The following is a 17,287-nucleotide window of genomic DNA, read 5'->3' as shown; positions in this document are numbered from 1 at the left end:
ATAAAGTTAAATGACCTTTATAAGGCGAAAGGACCTAAAACTAGTTTAGTTGGTATAAATAGAAGAAATAATTTCTCTCATTTTTATTAAATATTTTGAAGCATCATATCGGTCAGTGACTATCTCTATATAAGCAGCAGTATCGAGTGTTTCGATAGCCTGTAAGGCCTCATTTAATTCATCACAGGTTGTCACTTTTTTGCAATACCAATCGTCACATCCCAGTGCTAAAGGAAGTTGTGCGTAATTCCATTGCGCAACATCATTATAATAATATTCAGGTTCTTTACAGAATAGTCGTTCAATAAGATAGCCATCATTATTTAATACAAAGATGATGGGTTTTAATCCAAATCGTGCAAATTGACTAATTTCTTGCATAGTTAATTGATGAGCGCCTTCCCCTGTCGCTAAGATGACTCGACGTGACGGGGATGCTAAAGCGGCGCCCAGTGCAGCAGGTGTTGCCCAGCCAATAGATCCCCATAATGATTGGGAATGAAAAGATGCACCTTTAGGTAATAGTGAAAATGCTAAGCCCATTGAAAAGGTTCCAGTATCTGTAAATATTATATCATTAGGTCTAAACATTTTTTCTAAGCGAGGATATAGATATGATTCAGTTATTTCGTTTGTTTCTACGGCTATCGGTTGACCTAGTGATTGGGCCTTAGGACTTTTGTGTTGATTAAAAGAAGAGGTTGGCAGTGATAGCAATCTATTCTGCAAGGCTAAAACAACGTCTTTCATGGAAATATTATTGTAGCATTGGCCATCAATAATGACTTTATCTTCCATAATATGGATTATATTTTCGATTTTAATATTAGAGGTATAACAACCTGAATTAAAGTCAGACAGAATAGTGCCTATATTTATAACACAATCACTGCTTTCGACAAATGAAGTGACTTGAGGAGTTAATATTTGCCCTGTATACATCCCGATATATTGCGTATTAGTTTCATCTAATACACTTTTATCCATAAATAACGTGGTATAAGGAATTTTGGTTTTTTCAATGATTGTTTGTAAGGTATTTGCTACGCCTAAGCGCAAAGACATTGAGCCTGCTAATATGCAAGGTTGTTGGCTATTTATTAATTTATTTAAGATTAAAGGAATAATATTTTTTAGTGTTTCTGAGCAACTGTTTGGTATTAATGGAACAACATGATGAAATGGTTTAATTACAGTCTTTACAGCATAATCAGCAGGTAAGCCAAAATAAACTGGACGGCGTTCATGTAAGGCGCATGCGATTAACCGCTCAGCCTCTTCAATACAGTTTTCAGGGGTAATAATGGCATGAGCACAGACAGTATGTTGGCTCATTTTATAAAAAACGTCATAGTTTCCATCCCCTAATGTGTGATGAGAAATACGCTGTTTCTTTTGTGTTAGGCTAGGAGGCATTCCAACAAGGTGAAATATAGGGACTCTTTCAGCATAAGAACCTGCTATTGCATTGAGAGCGCTTAATTCGCCAACGCCAAAGGTTGTTGATAGTGCAGCAACACCTTTAATTCTTGCATATCCGTCTGCAGCATACGCTGCGTTTAATTCGTTGCAATTGCCAATCCAACGTTGATGGGAGTTTGCACAAACACTATCATTTACAGGAAATGAATAATCACCAGGAACACCAAATATATCTTCAATGCCTAATTGATAGAGCTTAGATAAAATATATTCAACAACAGTTTCTTTCATTTAACTTCTCCAGTTAATAATTGTTTTTTACTTGATTTGTAATTATTTATATTAGCTATTTATTCTTATTGAAATCAATTCCATGATAGCTAATAAGGGAAGTAGTGAAAGTGTTATATTTTATAATGAGATTAATGGGGGTTATTAAATATATTATTTAATAAATTAATATAAATTAGTAGAGTAATAAAAAACAGTAGATCTTTTTAGACCTCACTGTTTTTTAGATTTAGAATACCGTTAAATAGGGTCAAGCCTGAGCGGCAATCACCATAATTTCTACTAGTACTTGTTCCCGAGCCATATTGGCTTCAACAGCTGCACGGGCAGGGCTATTTTCTATAGGCATCCAACTTTCCCATACCGCATTAAAGTCAGCAAAATCCCGTTTGATATCTTTAATCCAAACTTGGGCGGATAAAATACGTGTTTTATCACTGTTGCTTGCAGCAAGTAATGAATCAATCTTGGCAAAAACGTCTTTGGTTTGTTGTGTGATATCACCTGTTAGATCATTAGGTACTTGCCCTGATAAGTAAACTAAACCTGAATATTCAACGCTATCAGCTAAGCGTGGTTTTGGGTTGTTACGTTTTATGGACATGATTACCTCGTTAATCCAGTTAAAGAAATAGGGGGTTTTTGTTCAGTTATTAATTGGCTCAGTATTTCCGCGCTGCCTGCGGCAAGTGTAAACCCTAAACTGCCATGCCCAATATTAAGCCATAAATTTCTATAGGCAGTTTTTCCTAGTATCGGTGGGCCTTTCGGTGTTGAAGGGCGTAACCCACACCAACTTTCAGCATCGTCAATTTTAGGTAATTCAGGGAAGGTATTTTTAATAATATTCTTGAGTGCTTGTATTCTATTTTCACGTAAGCCTTGCTTGTCATAACCAATATCAACCATCGCAGCAATGCGTAATTGATCATTAAGTTTGGCATAGACAATTTTATTGCCGTAATCAGTCACGTTAATTTTCGGAACAATATGTTCTACCTGCGGGTATTCTACGCTTAAGCTATAGCCTTTTAACCCTAAAATTGGGACATTAATATTTAGTGGTTTTAACAATTCGCGGCTACCATTGCCGGCACAAACAATAAAATCATCAGCTTGGATAGTTCCCTGGTGAGTGGCTACTCCTGTAATGCAGTCATCTTGTTTAATGAAAGATTGAACATTATGTTTTAAGCAAAGATTAAATTGAGATTGCGTGAGTAAATATTGCAGTAGGTTCTTACAGAATAAATAGCAATCTGCACTCTCATCATCAGGGGCATATATTGCACCTACCAATTGAGACTGTATATTTTTTAAAGAAGGTTCTAGTCCAACAATTTCAGAGGGTGTTAATATTTTTTGAAATTGTTTATCAACTGTTTCACTGGCTTTTTGAAAACTTTTATTATCTCGGTGGATAATTAATTTCCCTGATTTCTCCCAAGCAAAATCAGAAATATCACCATTGTTACGCCATTTATTCATTATTTCTTGGCTAAAAAGTGATAAACGTAAAAGATGAGCACCATTAATTTTATTGGTTTTACGGTTACAAGCTAATGTAAATTGTGCAAGCCAAGACCATTGTTGTATTGAAGGCGTTATTTTTAGATTTAAAGGAGAATCATTTTTCCCCATCCAACGTAGGCCTTGCAAAGGAACACCGGCGTCTGCAAGAGGAGATACATAACGATAGCTGAGTTGCCCACCGTTAGCAAAACTGGTCTGCATGCCAACATCGGTATCTGATTCAACTAATGTTACGGTTTGGCCTGCTTTAATTAATGCATAGGCGGTGCTTAAACCAATTACACCAGCTCCAATAACCACCACATGTTTAGTCATAATAATCCGTAACTCATAATAACCAAGATGTTATTATTTAACGGTGAATAAGCTAACTAAACAATTGAGTTTTCATTACTAGAGTATAACTTTTGGTTAACTACTTTATTTCTTTTTTCAAGTGTGGATGCCAAAGTATTAACATAATTTTGTGCAGCTTTGGTTAATGGTTTGTCTGCGCGATGAAAAACAGATACGGCAAGATGTAAACCTTCTTTTAGTGGGTAAATCATCGACTCAGGTAGCGTATGTTCGGCTGAAAAAATATCCGTAATACTACAGCCTAAACCCGCTTGAACAAATTCTGCTGCCATATGGTAGGTATGAACACTAATATTTGATTCTGCAAACTCATGGCGCTTTTGTAATAGCTGAGATAAGGAGTCAGACCCAGGATGGATCCAACGCTCTTGGTCTATATCGGTGAGTGATACAGGGGAGTGCAATGGTAATTTACTATCCACATAGACTAATGGGATATCAGCAATGGGAAGAACAGTAATGCCCCCTTCAATTTCAAGATTAAAGCCAATACCAATGTCGAGATCTTGTTGGGTTAATAACTGCAGAATATCCGTTGTATGATGTGTACCGATCGTGAGTTTGATATTGGGGTGTTTTTTAATAAATTGCGCGGTCACTTCAGGTACTAAGTTTAGCCCTAAGCTAGGTAGACAACCAATGGCTAGTTTACCTTGCGGATCACGTGATAAATTTTGCGCTAAAATTCTTAGTTTATCTAGATTTTGATAAACTTCTTTGGCTTCTTCAAATAGCAGGTTTGCCTCAGCCGTGGGAATTAACTTTCCTCTTATTCGCTGGAACAAGACTAAGCCAAGTTGTTGTTCTGCATGTTTTAAGGACTTACTTGCCGCGGGTTGTGAGATATGTAAAACCTCCGCTGCACGAGTTAAAGAGCCACATGTCATGACTGCATAAAAAATATCGAGATGCCTTAATTTCATTTTCAGAAACCTACTATTTGCTTTGACTCACCGAAACCGACTATTTGTATTAATTCGCATATTCTACCGAATTAATACAAATTAATCTGAACAACTATTTATTTGGTACTGAAAATGATGAAAGGTAATTAGGCGGTTTAAATTCAATGGTGATAAAAAAGAGAAGGCCAGATGATATACATAGGTTATAGCCTGGCCTTTATGATTGCGTACTAGGTAAAATACGTGCCGATTTCGATAAAGATTTTAATTAAGATACTATTTGAAATATCGACAATAAATGCCCCTACCATTGGCACCACTAAAAATGCTTTATGAGAAGGACTGAATGCTTTAGTGACGGTCTGCATGTTAGCGATAGCGGTTGGTGTAGCCCCCATTACAAAGCCACAGTGCCCAGCACTAATAACAACTGCGTCATAGTCTTTGCCCATCATTTTAAAGGTAACAAATGTTGCAAATAGAACCATAACTACCGTTTGGACAGCAATAATTATCAGAACAGGGCCTGCCATACTGGCGAGTTGACCGAATTTTAAGGACATTAGCGCCATTGCTAAGAATAATGACAAGGCAACGCTACCTAAAACATCAACAGTTGGTTCAAAAACTTCATGCTTAAATACATGGGTTAAGACGTTACGAATAATAATACCGACAAATAAGCACCAAACAAAGGTTGGTAATTGCATGACAGTATCTTTAAAAAACTCACTAATATAGCCACCGACAACAATACAGATAATCAGCATTGAGATGGTTTCAATAACATTATTAGCATTAATTTTTCGTTTGACACTAGGTTGTTCGAAGGCTTCAACGATCGTTTCTTTTTCGAGTTCAGTGCTTTTAGGGATTGAAACTTTTTTCAATAAATGACGAGCAACAGGGCCGCCAATTAACCCACCTAATACTAAACCTAGGGTTGCACATGCCATAGCTAATTCAACAGCACCAGTTACGCCATACTTATCAGCCAGTATTGGTCCCCAAGCTCCTGCGTTGCCGTGGCCACCCGTAAGTGTGATTGAGCCTGCAATTAAGCCAATAAATGGACTTTCATTAAGCATGACAGCCATTCCCATACCAACGGTATTTTGAATAGCAATTAAGATAGTCACTGCGATAGTTAATAAAATAAGCGGCTTACCACCTTTTATTAAACGCGAAAAATCTGAGCTCAATCCAATTGATGAAAAGAACGTAATCATTAAAATGCTTTGTAGTGAAGCATCAAAAGTAAATGAATATCCAGCTGTTTTATCGACAATTAATAGAATGATAGCAACAATAAAACCGCCAACAACGGCTTCAGGAATATGGTTTTTTTGTAGAAAAGGAGTGTATTTTACAACAAACATACCAATCAATAGCGCCAAACAAGCGACTAATAAAGTGTAGCTGGCATCTAGGATCATTATTTTACCTCAAGTTAGTTTACCAGAACTTTCACCGTTGTTATTTAACATTAGCGATAAATTAAATTACTTTGCGTAACTTTTGTTTAACAATGAGTTTTGTTTGGGTATCTATAACTTTTAGTTAACTGCGACATTCTTATTTTTTCATTTGTCGAGCCATCCAATCCCGTAGTAAATTATTTATTTTCAATTTAACTATTTGTTAATTATGGTTTTTTCTGTTTGATATGTATTTGGGTATCATTTATATGGTGATTAATATTTGCACTGGTTTTATCTCGTGGTTATAAAGCCGAATTCAATATGAATGATGAGAAGTGTGATGTACCGCATGTAAGACGCTTAGCAATTGTAGAAGAAGAGGAGTAATGCTGCATGATGTAGAATGAGCTTTTAGTTTATTTAATAATTCAAATGAAAATTGATGTCTTGAACATGTCATTTGGGCTCAGTATCTGAACGATTAATTGCTTTTAACCTCAGTGAAATGAATGCGAATATTATTCATTAAAATAATAGTGTAATTCTATTTAAATATTATAGCTTAGTTTTTAACCATTTCATTTATGTCATAAAAATAAGTCAGTGATTTAGTTATTGATTTTATTAAAATTATTGTTTTAATTACTATTTATACTAGTATTAGTATCATTAAATATGATAGGAGTGATATGATGGTAACTCCCCCCCAAGCTGAACAAACATTGGTTATTCTGCGAAAACATTTTTCTGATTCATTAATTGCAGTTTATCTACACGGTTCCTCTGTTTCTAGTGGGTTACGGCCAATGAGTGATATTGATTTACTTGTGGTGATTGATAGCCCCGTGACTGATATTTGCCGTGAACAACTTGTACGAGATTTAATGGATATTTCTGGCTTATATCCGATTGATCCAAAAGGCCGGCGACCACTGGAAATTGTTGTATTCTTAACAAGTGAATTAAACATGCTTTCTTATCCTGCAAAATGTGAATTAATTTATGGAGAGTGGTTACGTACAGAGTACGAGCAAGGGGTATTTGAAGGACAAACTCAAGACCCTGAATTCACACTAATGTTAGCCCAAGCGTCACAAGAAGCAGTAAGTTTATGGCACAAGGAAATATACGGCTTACCTATTGTTGGCCTGCATGATATTCGCCGAGCTATGTTAGATTCACTCCCTAATTTAGAGTTATCTCTAAAAGGTGATGAGCGTAATGTTTTACTGACATTAGCACGCATGTGGTACACCATGGAAACGGGACTATTTATATCAAAGGATGAGGCTGCCATTTGGGCAATAGAACTCATGCCAGTGGAATTGGCCTCGGTGCTACTGGTAGCGAAAAAGGCCTATTTAACTGGTGTTTCTGTTGAATGGGAAAATCAACAGGTGGAAGTCACCTTGTGTGCGAACTATTTAGCTGAGCGTATTCGTGTTTATTCTTAGATGCACATAAGCCAGTGTGTCTTTTGATGCTTTTTTAATACAAATCAAATAACGTTTGCCTGATATTTAATGAGTTGAAAAGTGAAAGTCTTATACTGCTTTACTGTTTTATTAACGATGGAACAAAAATGACTAAAAAATCGATAAATCCAGAGTCTGTCTTTAATTCTTTGCAGTATGGCTTTAGCCAAGCCGTAGAAACAACGGGAACCCGACAATTATTTTTATCGGGGCAGGTTGGTGTGAATGCTGCGGAAGAAACTGTTGCTGGGGGAATTTACGAACAAACCGTGCAATCATTAATTAATATTGAACATGTATTGCATGAGGCCGGTGGCGATTTATCTCATGTGGCTATGCTACGTATTTATATCAAAGAGGGCTTTAACAGCCATAAGGAACAAGCTGATATTGCGCGAGCATTAAAAGAAAAATTTCCAAATATGCCACCTGCATCTTCTTGGGTTATTGTTTCAGGGCTTTCCTTACCGGAATGGTTGATAGAAATAGAAGCTCATGCAGTTTTGAATTAAATTTATTAGAATAGAAAAGCCGACAGTGGAAGTATCGGCTTTTCTGGCACTCGTGGTATTAGTGTTTTACTAATGTTGAGAAATAATAAATAAGAGGCACTGCAAGGATCCACAAGCTTATTGGAATTTCTCTCCATTTGCCTGCAACCGCTTTGATTAAAATATAAAATAACAGCCCACCTGCAATACCAGTACCAAAACTATTAGCGATTAACGTAATCATCACCATCATTAATACTGGTAAGCCATCAGTAAAATTGCCTAAGTCCACTTTTCGTAAGCCACTAAACATATTTAGTCCAATTAAAATTAGAGCTGGAGCTGTGGCTTGGGCTGGGATCATTAATGCGATAGGCGTAAATAACAGCATTAATAAAAACATAAAGGCAGCAGCAAGGGCGGTCATACCTGTTTTACCCCCAGCTTCTGCGGCAGCGGAGGACTCAATGAGTGCGGTTGCCGCTGGAATACCTACCCACGGGCCTAATGCAGCAGCAATTGAGTCAACGATAAAGGGGCGGTTAATATTTGGCATATTACCTTCTTTATCTAATAAGCCAGCCTCTCCGCCAACGGCTAAAGTTGTTCCCATGGTTGAGAAAAACTCAGCAGCAAAAAAGACAAATAAGAAAGGTAGGAAAGCGATATTTAATGCGCCAATTAAGTCTACATGCCCTAGTACAGGTGCCACAGAATGTGGAATACCAATAAAGCTTTCAGGCAATTTTGTGACGCCAAAAGGAATGCCTAAGAGGGTTGCAAATAAAATTGCCCATAAAATTCCGCCTGGTATTTTGCGAGCTTGTAGTGCAATCGCAACGAAAAAGCCTGCGAGTGCAACTAATGCACCAGGAGAAAGGAAATCCCCAAGCATTAGTGCATTTGTTTTTGGGTTAGCAAGTACTAACCCTGCATTTCGAAAACCTAAAACGGCCACGAACAGACCAATTGATGCAGTTAATCCGAGTTTAATTGATTGGGGAACAGAGCGTGTAACAACCTCACGCAAGCCAAATTTAGTTAATAGGAAAAATAAAATTCCAGACCAACAAGCAATGCCGAGCCCTATTTGCCAGTCAATGCCTTCACTACCTGCGAGAGTAATGCCGACAAGAACAGAGCCTCCGATACCGGGGCCAACAATAAATGGTAAATTCGCATAGAATGCCATTAATAAACTGGCAATGACGAAGACAATAATTGTTCCAGTGGTTGCTGCGCCTTTATCCATTCCTCCTGCGGCAAGTAAACCGGGGATCACGACTAGCAGGTAAGCTGCGGCTAAAAAACCAGTAACTCCGGCTAAACACTCTGTTTTCACTGAACTCCCACGTTCACGTAAAGCAAAGCGTTTTTCCAGCCAACTCCCTGATGTTGGCGTATTTATTGAACTGTCAGCCATTAATAGGCTCTCCTATCATTATTTTTGATATTTTTAATTTTCTAAGCGTGCTTAACCGTATGGATAACAGCGTCAACGATTTGACGTGTTGTTCCGTCAGTTAATCCTAAATCGGTTAAATGTGGCCCTGCATTGCAGGCAAGACAAGTTCCCTCAATGGCTTTAAATACGCGGTAAGGTGGTTCCCAATCTGCAATTTCACTGCTTAATTCACGTAATTGACGAAACTGAGCGGCTAATTCAGGCGCAGGTAAATCAGATAACATCCCCGCTATTGGCATCGCAACATGGGCTAAAATTTGGCCATTTTGCACTAACGCCATACCTCCACCACTCTCGATTAATAAATTAGCAGCGATAGCCATATCATCGGGGTCACGTCCAAGAACAACGAGGTTATGTGAATCGTGTGAATAGCTTGTCGCAATGGCTCCGCGTAATTCACCCCAGCCCTCAAGTAAGGCTATTTGAGGTAAAGCATCGTGACGGCCGTGACGGTGTTGAACTCGAATAAGACTGAAATTATTCGGCAGTTGTACCACGCTATTTTTGATTTGTACGTCAACTTCTCCCCATTGGGTAAAGCGCGCCCCACGAATATGACGTAAACGCGCACTACCATTATTTATTTCATCAATTTTTAATGTGCAATCATTTGGGGTAATAGGTGAAAGTCGCATGGTATCGCGTGGAGGTAAAATGTCATTAGGTACATTTAATGCATTGATAAGCTGATTATTTTCAGCTATTTTTCGCCCAGATACATACACAGCTTTCGCTTTCAAAGTTTCCAATGAATCGAAAATGACTAAATTTGCCTTTCTACCCGCAGCAATCAGGCCAAGATCATGGCGTTGCAAGCGTATTGCAGCATTAAATGTAGCAAAGCGTAGTACGTCCGTTGCCGGCATTCCATGCTCAATTAAAAGGTTAAGTAGCGCAATAATGCCACCTTTTTCAATTAACATATCGGGCGGAACATCATCCGTACATACTGTAATTTGCGATGATAAATGTGGTAAGGATTTTAATGCGGCAACAATATCGGGAAGAAGGTAAGGATGAGAGCCACGAATTTGTAATGTAAGACCCGCACGTAGTTTTTCAAGAGCATCTTTAGCCGAGGTTAATTCATGATCAGATGTGACTCCGGCTGCCAGATAAGCTTGGAGATCAGCCCCATTTAAACCTCTTGCATGGCCTTCTATAAGTTTACCTGATGTAATTCCTGCATTTAGAATTTCTTCCATTCTATCACTGCCATGGAGCACGCCAAACATATCCATAACTTCAGCCACACCGCGGACTTCCGGCCAACTCAGCATGGTTGACATCTCATCCCCAGCAAAGTCTGCACCAGACATTTCTAGGCCAGGTGTTGATGGTACTGATGAAGGGGCTGCAACCATAATATCTAGCGGCAAATTTCGGCTAGAATCAATGGCATAACGTACACCTTCTAGGCCTAGTACATTGGCGAGTTCATGGGGGTCCCAAAATACAGCAGTTGTTCCTTGAGCTAGAACTATCTCGGCATAGCGAACAGGAGGTAAGTGTGAGCTTTCTAAATGAACGTGAGTGTCTATTAAGCCGGGTGAAATGAAATAGCCTGATAAATCATGGACTTCATTTGCATCAGTACGGGTTCCAGTAGGGTGAACGCTAGCAATTAGGTTGCCGGTGATCCCGATATCTGCAAGGCGAACTTCACCTGTGACCATATCGACAATATTGGCATTAGCGAGTAAAAGGTCAAAAGGCTTTTCACCTTTAGCGGATTGAATGACATGACGCCTGTTTTGTTCTGTTATGCTCATAAAAATACCATTCCTTCAATTTAATGACTGTTACTTTATGAGCAACGCAAACGTTTGCCAAGATGATAAAATTTATCATGCGATAAGAAATGGTTATAATGAACAGATATATTGGCTAATCCAATAAAAATAAAAGTACATTATTATGATAGAACCTTGGCAGAGACTGCCAGCACTTACGCTCAAACAACTACAGTATTTTGTGACATTAGCAAAACTGCGTCATTTTACCGAGACAGCAAATCGTCTAGCGGTGAGCCAACCTGCTTTGAGTAGTGCTTTGCGGCAAATAGAAACGGTTATTGGAGGAAAACTAATTAATCGTACCGCTTCATCCGTAACATTAACGGAGCTAGGCGCAGCAATTTTACCACATGCACAGCAAATACTGAGTGTTTCTCACCGTGCATTTAGTGAAATTCAAAAAATAATCGTGGAAGGTGGGGATGGAACATTGCGTATTGGGCTGGTTCCTTCCGTAAGTTCTTTGTTATTTCCTGCTGTACCTGAATTATTAACTCAATATTTTCCGAGGCTTAATATTGAGTTTTATGACCAAACGAATGACGCTTTGATTGATAAACTTATCAATCATGAAATTGATTTTGGCATTGGTGTGTTAGATAGCTCAGTGCCTCAAAATTTAAATATCTTTCCCTTGCAGGATGACCCTTTTGTTGCTGTTATTCATCATGATGATACCGTGTCTACCAATGAATTTCACTTGCCGTGGAAATTGCTAAATAATCGTGATATTGCCGTATTTTCGAAAGGTAATATTCAACGTTTAGTTGCTGCTACGGTGGAAAGTCACCGACTAAAATTAAATATTCGTTATCAAGTAGATTATATTGAAACCTTATATGGCTTAGTTCGTTCAAAATTAGCGATTGCTATTTTACCACTGCTTTATACTGTACATTTACGAGACCCGGAATTGAAAGTTTTGCAATTACAACAACCGGAGTTAACGCGCACAGTCGCTTTAATTCGTAATAGCGAGCAAGCGACGCCACTAATGGACGAGGTTTTTCAGGTATTGTTAAAAGTATTGCGTGATAACAACGTATGAGATTTATCAACTAAGGCAGATTACTACCGCATTTATCGTAAAGTTATTTTATTTGAATAACTGAATAATGGTTTCAATATCGATAATAATATCTTAAAGAGCGTTACAGATAGCGCTCACTTTTTATTTAATAAATTGATTTTAAAAAGCTTTGGAATAACTTTATGAATACTATACTAAAATATAGCTGTTTTATCGCCGCGGTTATATTACTTTCCGCTTGTGATGATATGGAGCTTTTAAGTGGTAAAGGTAAATTTTATTATAGTAACCCAAGCGCAAACACGATTAGGTTTAAGCTAGATGGTAAAGATTATGATGTTTTACCAGAAGATAAAGGTGTTGTTTTACTTTCTAGCGGGTTACACCAGTTAGAAAGCGATGAGGGTAACGTGACGGATTTTTTTGTCTTTGAAAATAACTCTGGCGGTATTATTAACCCAAATCATTTTGTTTATTACACATTGTCTGAAGTTTATGCCGTTGATGGCAAAGAAGAGAGGTTTAAACCTGCGAGTTACCCCATTACGATTAATGGGCACGAGCTTGAACTGCCAGTTCGCAGTTCTAATGCAACGCTTATTGATGGAAATATATTTAGGTGTAGCTACCCGGTTGGTGAAAATTTTCCAGATTCAATCACACTTTATGATGATAAGTTAGATGGAAATATTAAATCCAAGTGCTTTGATAAACATGAATTAATTGCCTATTTAGATAATGAATACGGACAAAATTTATTACCGGATCCTGCTAATCATGAAGCTGCGGATTCTATCAATGTGGTATTTATGTATGGAGTCCCAACTGTTACTTTTGATAATGAGGATGTACAGGCAAAGGCCGAAAAATTAATTCAGTTAGTTACGCGGTTAAAAAGTACCGATGATGTGAATATCCATGAAGAATTAAACCAAGAATTTCATCAGGCTATCACAGAATTAGTCCAGGAGCAGGCTCGAAGTGCTTCATCAAATTCTGTTGCGGAAAATATTAAATATAATCATTTCATCCAAGAAATTAATGTAGTAAGAGAAAATGGTATTTGGTTAAAATAGTAATCATTTAAGTAGATTTACTCTTTACAAGTTTGCTCAAAAAACTATTTTCGAGTAATAATTTTTTGAAATTAATTAAGAAAATGCTTATTAATTATACAGAGTAATCTTATTTGAAATAATTGGCGAAAAAGCGAGATTGGGGTAGTTATATTTTTATTAACCTCACCAAGGAACTCGGCGATGAATTTATCCATACAATCTGTTTTCACCGTCATATCAGCTGTATTTTTGTTTTTATTTTCTTCTGTCGCTAGCAGTACAACTATTATTGATACCAAAAAGGAACCCGATGTTTTAGATTTAGTATTCATTCTTGATAAAAGTGGCTCTATGTCAGGTTTCGAGACTGATACAATTGGTGGATATAATAGTGTATTAACTGAAAATAAAGGAAAAAAAGCAAAAACCTACATTACAACTATTTTATTTAATGACAAAACAAGTTTACTCCATAATAGAGAACCCATTGCAAAAGTTTCTAATCTAACACTTGATGATTATCCTGTTGGTGGCTATACCGCATTGTTAGACGCAATAGGAGAAGGCATTGAAAAAATGCAAGAAAATAGAAAAGTTACTAAAAATAATAATGTCCTTTTTGTAATAATTACAGATGGGCAAGAAAATAGTAGCCGTAAATATTCCCAGGCGAAAATTAAAGCTATGATTAAGTCTGCTGAAACAGAAGATAAATGGGATTTTATTTTCTTAGGAGCCAATATTGATGCCATTTCTGAAGCGGAAAATATTGGGATTAAAAGTTCAAATGCCACTGGTTATGTGCAAGATGGGACAGGTTACGATAAAGCTTATCGTGCTGTAAATAAAGCGGTGGAAGCTAAACAAATGTCTGCGCCAATATCAGAGGACTGGAAACAGGAAGTCGAAGCGGATGTGAAGGAACGTAAAAAATAATAATGTGTTCAATTAAAAAGAGATGATATCGCTTCGAATAAAGCCCTTACGGCAAATGTAATAAGGGCTTTCATTTTATAAATATAATTAGCTAGTTTGTTTTAAGGCTGTAAACATTTTTTCAGCAAGTGTGTCTTGTGCCGATTGGACTCCAGGTAATACAAAATAGTACCCTCCACCAAAAGGCTTGATATAACGTTCAAGTGGTTCACCATTGAGCCGTTTTTGAGTGTCAATAAAGCCTGTCTTTAAATTTTGTTGAAAAGAGACAAAAACTAAGCCCATATCGAGAGTTCCTGTTTCTGTTAACCCCAGTGAATAGCTATAACTTCTTCGCCTTAGTTTTGCGGTATAACGTTCAGGATTACGAGGCTCTGCACGGCGCATATGGGAATCAAATAAAATACGGTCACCATGAGGATCTTTTTCAAACTCAGGATCATCATGCTCATTTTTCATGCCGATTGGTGCTCCTGAGTCTTTATGTCGGCCAAAATCATTTTCTTGATCTTCTAAGGGGGTTCTATCCCAAAACTCTAAATTAAAACGAATGAGACGTACTGCTTGGTATGTCCCTCCGTCGCACCAAGACGGTTCTTGGCTGCCTTTTGTTATCCATATTAATTCGTTCATTAACGAATTGTCATCGGCAGGCGCATTTCCTGTTCCATCCTTAAAACCAAAAAGGTTGATAGGAGTTGAGTGGTTATCAATATCTCTTGCAGGTAAGAAACCATCTATTTTCCAGAGAGGAAAACTGTATGGCGAAATATGACGTAGGATATCACGTAATGCATAGATAACGCTTTCTTGGCTATTCGCACATATTTGCAGAAGGAGATCACCACCACACCATTTTTGTTCTAGTCGATCGTTAGGGAAACTGGTCATTTCACTAAGATGTTTAGGCTTAACTTTATTTAAGCCGAACCGGTTATCAAAAAGAGAATTTCCTAAAGCAACGGTGATAGTTAGTGAGTCGGGTTGTTGTTGTGTCCCAAGAATACCTGATTCTGCCGGAGGCATCTTATCGTTATTGATTGACGGCTCTATTTGGGGTTGAGTTAAGTGAGCAATACGCTGAGTCAGTAAAGTAAAAACAGTTTGTAATTGTTCGACAGAATTCGCTGTAGTATTAAATGCAATAAAAGTGGCATTTTTGGGTTCAGGCGTTAAAACACCGGCTTGGTGTAGCCCAAGATAATTGATTGCTTTGTTATAGGTGAGCTGGCAATTAGCAATTTTCCCTTGCGCTTTTAATGTTGGAGCCGCTAAAACTGCGCTACTAACTGCGAGCATTTTTAGGGCATTACGCCGAGACATTCCGTTGGTTTGCAATATACTACTAAGTTTAGCTTGCATAAATATATGCCTTAATATTTATAGTAAACATCGACATCAAGCTCAGCACGTAATTTGGCTAAGGTTTCAGCTTGCTGAGTGAGTAATGAATAAAGTGCCATTTTGTCTTTTAATTGTAATTGGCTATAGGGTTGATATGTGGTATTTGACAGTTGATATGTCTGCATTATTTGGTTAATCAGCTGTTCATTTTGCTGTATTTTATCCAGTGTTTCTGGCTTGATAAAAGGTTTAAGAACCCCAATTATTTTTTGTGATCCCTTTAAATTAGCGGCAATATCAGTTAAATCAGACAAACTGTAGATATTTTCTTTACCCCCCAATTTCGTTTCTAAGATCATTTCAATAAAATCAGCCGAGGCTTGCACGAGCTTGGGTATTTCGATGGTTTCAGTTGCTACTCGTTTATGCAAATCACGCCCTTTGAGTAATAGCTCTTGGTTTGCCGCTAACGCAAGTTTGGCATCCTTTTGCATAAATAGCTGGTACTCAACAAGATGAAACCCCGTAAAGCGGTAATCTGTTTCTTTATCGAGGAAATAATCGGCTCTTGGGTTAATTGTCCTATCCGTATTACCAAATAAAATAATAATCGGGCGCACTGTTTCATAGTACTGGTGAGCTTGAATATATGCTGTTTGAGCTTGTTGCAGCTTCCCTTGCTGTAAATTCTGTTGCAACAATTCCAATTGTGTGACCATTTCTGCCAATTGATTAGTGGCAAAGGTTAAATAGGTTTGGATTGCATGTTGATATTTTTCTGGAGTGGGTATATCACCTTTAGCAATAATGATGTTGTCCCCTGTTTGCACAGGGGATCTTAGTGCTTTACTTTGAACCAAAGTAGGAATGGCAACACTGAGTATTAAGCTAAAAGACATCCATTTGATATTCCGCCTCAGTGAGCTAGACATTTTTTTTGCTCCGAGCAAACAATGGGATCACAATAGCCCAATAAAGGACAAAGGTAATGACGCTGAGCCAAATCGGTTGTGAACGGTAGGCAAAGAAAGAAGAGATAAAATTGCCAGCAATACCAGAATCATCGAGAAATGCAGTTGTATCCCAAGCGGGGTAAATTAAAAACTCAGGGATAGCGAAATCATATTCAATCAATAAGTTAGCACTTTCTTCTACACCTTTAAGTAAGAGAGATAATGCGAGGAATAATAAAATAACCCCTGTAACTTTAAAGAAGATAGACCACGAAATTAAGCGATTTGTTAGTAGGAAAACATAAAGTGTAAGACCTGCAATCGCAATTCCACCACCGACCTCGATAAAGAAAGTCGAGGCATTAGATGTGGTTAGCGACATAATAAAGCTAGATAGGAAGACGACGATTTCACTCCCTTCGCGGGCAATGGCAATAGCAATAATCAATGCGGCTCCCCACCAGTTATGGTGGGCGGCATTACGTCTTATTCCTGATTCAATTTCGGATTTCATTGAACTTCCATGTTTGTTCATCCAATACACCATTTGGACAATCAGGACACAGGCGAGTAACTCCATAAAAATCATAAATAGTGATTGCCCAGTGTCATCGAGGACATTGAATACGCCATAAATGAGAAGCGCCAATAAGATTGAGGTTATAACCCCGATAGCGACACCAGCCCAAAGGTATTTCATACCATTATGTGCGTCAGGGTGACGTTTAATCCACGCATAAATAATGCCAATGACAAGTAGCGCTTCAAAGCTTTCACGCCAAACAACAAACAGAACTTGTCCCATGC

At 37.8% G+C, this 17,287-nt stretch carries 15 protein-coding genes; 5 read left to right on the top strand and 10 right to left on the bottom strand.

Annotation, left to right across the window (positions count from 1 at the left end):
* Nucleotides 1–45: 45 nt before the first annotated feature.
* The 5 genes from M1F25_RS17000 to gltS form a co-directional block, all read right to left on the bottom strand.
* Nucleotides 46–1,713 carry an alpha-keto acid decarboxylase family protein gene (locus M1F25_RS17000; protein WP_181488576.1) on the bottom strand — a complete coding sequence of 556 codons (1,668 nt, stop codon included), beginning with the start codon at nucleotides 1,711–1,713 and terminating at the stop codon, nucleotides 46–48.
* Nucleotides 1,714–1,963: 250 nt separating this feature from the next.
* Nucleotides 1,964–2,317 carry a RidA family protein gene (locus M1F25_RS16995; RefSeq protein ID WP_004260681.1) on the bottom strand — a complete coding sequence of 118 codons (354 nt, stop codon included), beginning with the start codon at nucleotides 2,315–2,317 and terminating at the stop codon, nucleotides 1,964–1,966.
* A 2-nt stretch (nucleotides 2,318–2,319) separates the two neighbouring features.
* Nucleotides 2,320–3,561 (bottom strand): D-amino acid dehydrogenase, encoded by a 1,242-nt coding sequence (locus M1F25_RS16990; protein WP_181488574.1) that lies wholly within the window; start codon nucleotides 3,559–3,561, stop codon nucleotides 2,320–2,322.
* Between the two features lie 56 nt (nucleotides 3,562–3,617).
* Nucleotides 3,618–4,526, bottom strand: coding sequence for a LysR family transcriptional regulator (locus M1F25_RS16985; protein ID WP_096863301.1), 909 nt, complete (start codon nucleotides 4,524–4,526; stop codon nucleotides 3,618–3,620).
* Between the two features lie 212 nt (nucleotides 4,527–4,738).
* Nucleotides 4,739–5,944, bottom strand: a complete 1,206-nt coding sequence (gene gltS / locus M1F25_RS16980; RefSeq protein WP_181488572.1) for a sodium/glutamate symporter — start codon at nucleotides 5,942–5,944, stop codon at nucleotides 4,739–4,741.
* A 674-nt stretch (nucleotides 5,945–6,618) separates the two neighbouring features.
* Here gltS and M1F25_RS16975 point away from each other — a divergent pair.
* Both M1F25_RS16975 and M1F25_RS16970 read left to right on the top strand, forming a co-directional pair.
* Nucleotides 6,619–7,383: an aminoglycoside adenylyltransferase domain-containing protein gene (locus tag M1F25_RS16975; protein ID WP_181488570.1), complete on the top strand. Its 765-nt coding sequence runs from the start codon at nucleotides 6,619–6,621 to the stop codon at nucleotides 7,381–7,383.
* Between the two features lie 128 nt (nucleotides 7,384–7,511).
* Nucleotides 7,512–7,916 carry a RidA family protein gene (locus M1F25_RS16970; protein WP_153673129.1) on the top strand — a complete coding sequence of 135 codons (405 nt, stop codon included), beginning with the start codon at nucleotides 7,512–7,514 and terminating at the stop codon, nucleotides 7,914–7,916.
* Between the two features lie 58 nt (nucleotides 7,917–7,974).
* Here M1F25_RS16970 and M1F25_RS16965 read toward each other — a convergent pair whose 3' ends face one another.
* A complete protein-coding gene (locus M1F25_RS16965) occupies nucleotides 7,975–9,318 on the bottom strand; it encodes an NCS2 family permease (RefSeq protein WP_004260651.1) in 1,344 nt (447 codons plus the stop codon).
* A 41-nt stretch (nucleotides 9,319–9,359) separates the two neighbouring features.
* On the bottom strand, nucleotides 9,360–11,135 hold the full coding sequence (locus tag M1F25_RS16960; RefSeq protein ID WP_181488568.1) for an adenine deaminase: 1,776 nt from the start codon (nucleotides 11,133–11,135) through the stop codon (nucleotides 9,360–9,362).
* A gap of 145 nt (nucleotides 11,136–11,280) precedes the next feature.
* On the opposite strand from M1F25_RS16960, the gene M1F25_RS16955 reads away from it, so the two are divergent.
* The 3 genes from M1F25_RS16955 (at nucleotide 11,281) to M1F25_RS16945 (ending at nucleotide 14,183) form a co-directional block, all read left to right on the top strand.
* Entirely contained in the window at nucleotides 11,281–12,207 is a 927-nt protein-coding gene (locus tag M1F25_RS16955) for a LysR family transcriptional regulator (protein WP_153673130.1), read from the top strand.
* A 164-nt stretch (nucleotides 12,208–12,371) separates the two neighbouring features.
* Nucleotides 12,372–13,265, top strand: coding sequence for a hypothetical protein (locus tag M1F25_RS16950; RefSeq protein ID WP_112307189.1), 894 nt, complete (start codon nucleotides 12,372–12,374; stop codon nucleotides 13,263–13,265).
* 183 nt (nucleotides 13,266–13,448) lie between these two features.
* On the top strand, nucleotides 13,449–14,183 hold the full coding sequence (locus M1F25_RS16945) for a vWA domain-containing protein (RefSeq protein WP_050763767.1): 735 nt from the start codon (nucleotides 13,449–13,451) through the stop codon (nucleotides 14,181–14,183).
* An 87-nt stretch (nucleotides 14,184–14,270) separates the two neighbouring features.
* On the opposite strand, the gene efeB is transcribed toward M1F25_RS16945, so the two are convergent.
* From efeB to M1F25_RS16930, 3 genes are read right to left on the bottom strand one after another with little or no spacing between them, the layout of a single operon-like run.
* On the bottom strand, nucleotides 14,271–15,545 hold the full coding sequence (gene efeB, locus M1F25_RS16940; RefSeq protein ID WP_112307188.1) for an iron uptake transporter deferrochelatase/peroxidase subunit: 1,275 nt from the start codon (nucleotides 15,543–15,545) through the stop codon (nucleotides 14,271–14,273).
* 11 nt (nucleotides 15,546–15,556) lie between these two features.
* A complete protein-coding gene (locus M1F25_RS16935) occupies nucleotides 15,557–16,459 on the bottom strand; it encodes an EfeM/EfeO family lipoprotein (protein ID WP_112307187.1) in 903 nt (300 codons plus the stop codon).
* The gene (locus tag M1F25_RS16930) at nucleotides 16,452–17,285 is read right to left on the bottom strand and encodes an FTR1 family iron permease (protein WP_094960936.1); all 834 of its coding nucleotides are present in this window, start codon (nucleotides 17,283–17,285) and stop codon (nucleotides 16,452–16,454) included. The genes M1F25_RS16935 and M1F25_RS16930 overlap by 8 nt, the downstream gene beginning before the upstream one ends.
* Between the last annotated feature and the right edge of the window lie 2 nt (nucleotides 17,286–17,287).

The sequence above is a fragment of the Providencia sp. PROV109 genome (genome assembly GCF_033681625.1).
Classification (GTDB): Bacteria; Pseudomonadota; Gammaproteobacteria; order Enterobacterales; family Enterobacteriaceae; genus Providencia; species Providencia hangzhouensis.
Note: the sequence above shows the minus strand (reverse complement) of the source record. Positions and strands in the feature narration are given on the sequence as shown.

Excerpts from the sequence above, each read along its gene's own strand:
- M1F25_RS16965 (WP_004260651.1), bottom strand. The coding sequence starts at position 9,318 with ATGGCTGACAGTTCAATAAATACGCCAACATCAGGGAGTTGGCTGGAA.
- M1F25_RS16935 (WP_112307187.1), bottom strand. The coding sequence starts at position 16,459 with ATGTCTAGCTCACTGAGGCGGAATATCAAATGGATGTCTTTTAGCTTA.
- M1F25_RS16945 (WP_050763767.1), top strand. The coding sequence starts at position 13,449 with ATGAATTTATCCATACAATCTGTTTTCACCGTCATATCAGCTGTATTT.
- M1F25_RS16960 (WP_181488568.1), bottom strand. The coding sequence starts at position 11,135 with ATGAGCATAACAGAACAAAACAGGCGTCATGTCATTCAATCCGCTAAA.
- M1F25_RS16950 (WP_112307189.1), top strand. The coding sequence starts at position 12,372 with ATGAATACTATACTAAAATATAGCTGTTTTATCGCCGCGGTTATATTA.
- M1F25_RS16995 (WP_004260681.1), bottom strand. The coding sequence starts at position 2,317 with ATGTCCATAAAACGTAACAACCCAAAACCACGCTTAGCTGATAGCGTT.
- M1F25_RS16955 (WP_153673130.1), top strand. The coding sequence starts at position 11,281 with ATGATAGAACCTTGGCAGAGACTGCCAGCACTTACGCTCAAACAACTA.
- M1F25_RS17000 (WP_181488576.1), bottom strand. The coding sequence starts at position 1,713 with ATGAAAGAAACTGTTGTTGAATATATTTTATCTAAGCTCTATCAATTA.
- M1F25_RS16975 (WP_181488570.1), top strand. The coding sequence starts at position 6,619 with ATGATGGTAACTCCCCCCCAAGCTGAACAAACATTGGTTATTCTGCGA.
- gltS (WP_181488572.1), bottom strand. The coding sequence starts at position 5,944 with ATGATCCTAGATGCCAGCTACACTTTATTAGTCGCTTGTTTGGCGCTA.
- M1F25_RS16970 (WP_153673129.1), top strand. The coding sequence starts at position 7,512 with ATGACTAAAAAATCGATAAATCCAGAGTCTGTCTTTAATTCTTTGCAG.
- efeB (WP_112307188.1), bottom strand. The coding sequence starts at position 15,545 with ATGCAAGCTAAACTTAGTAGTATATTGCAAACCAACGGAATGTCTCGG.
- M1F25_RS16990 (WP_181488574.1), bottom strand. The coding sequence starts at position 3,561 with ATGACTAAACATGTGGTGGTTATTGGAGCTGGTGTAATTGGTTTAAGC.
- M1F25_RS16930 (WP_094960936.1), bottom strand. The coding sequence starts at position 17,285 with ATGGGACAAGTTCTGTTTGTTGTTTGGCGTGAAAGCTTTGAAGCGCTA.
- M1F25_RS16985 (WP_096863301.1), bottom strand. The coding sequence starts at position 4,526 with ATGAAATTAAGGCATCTCGATATTTTTTATGCAGTCATGACATGTGGC.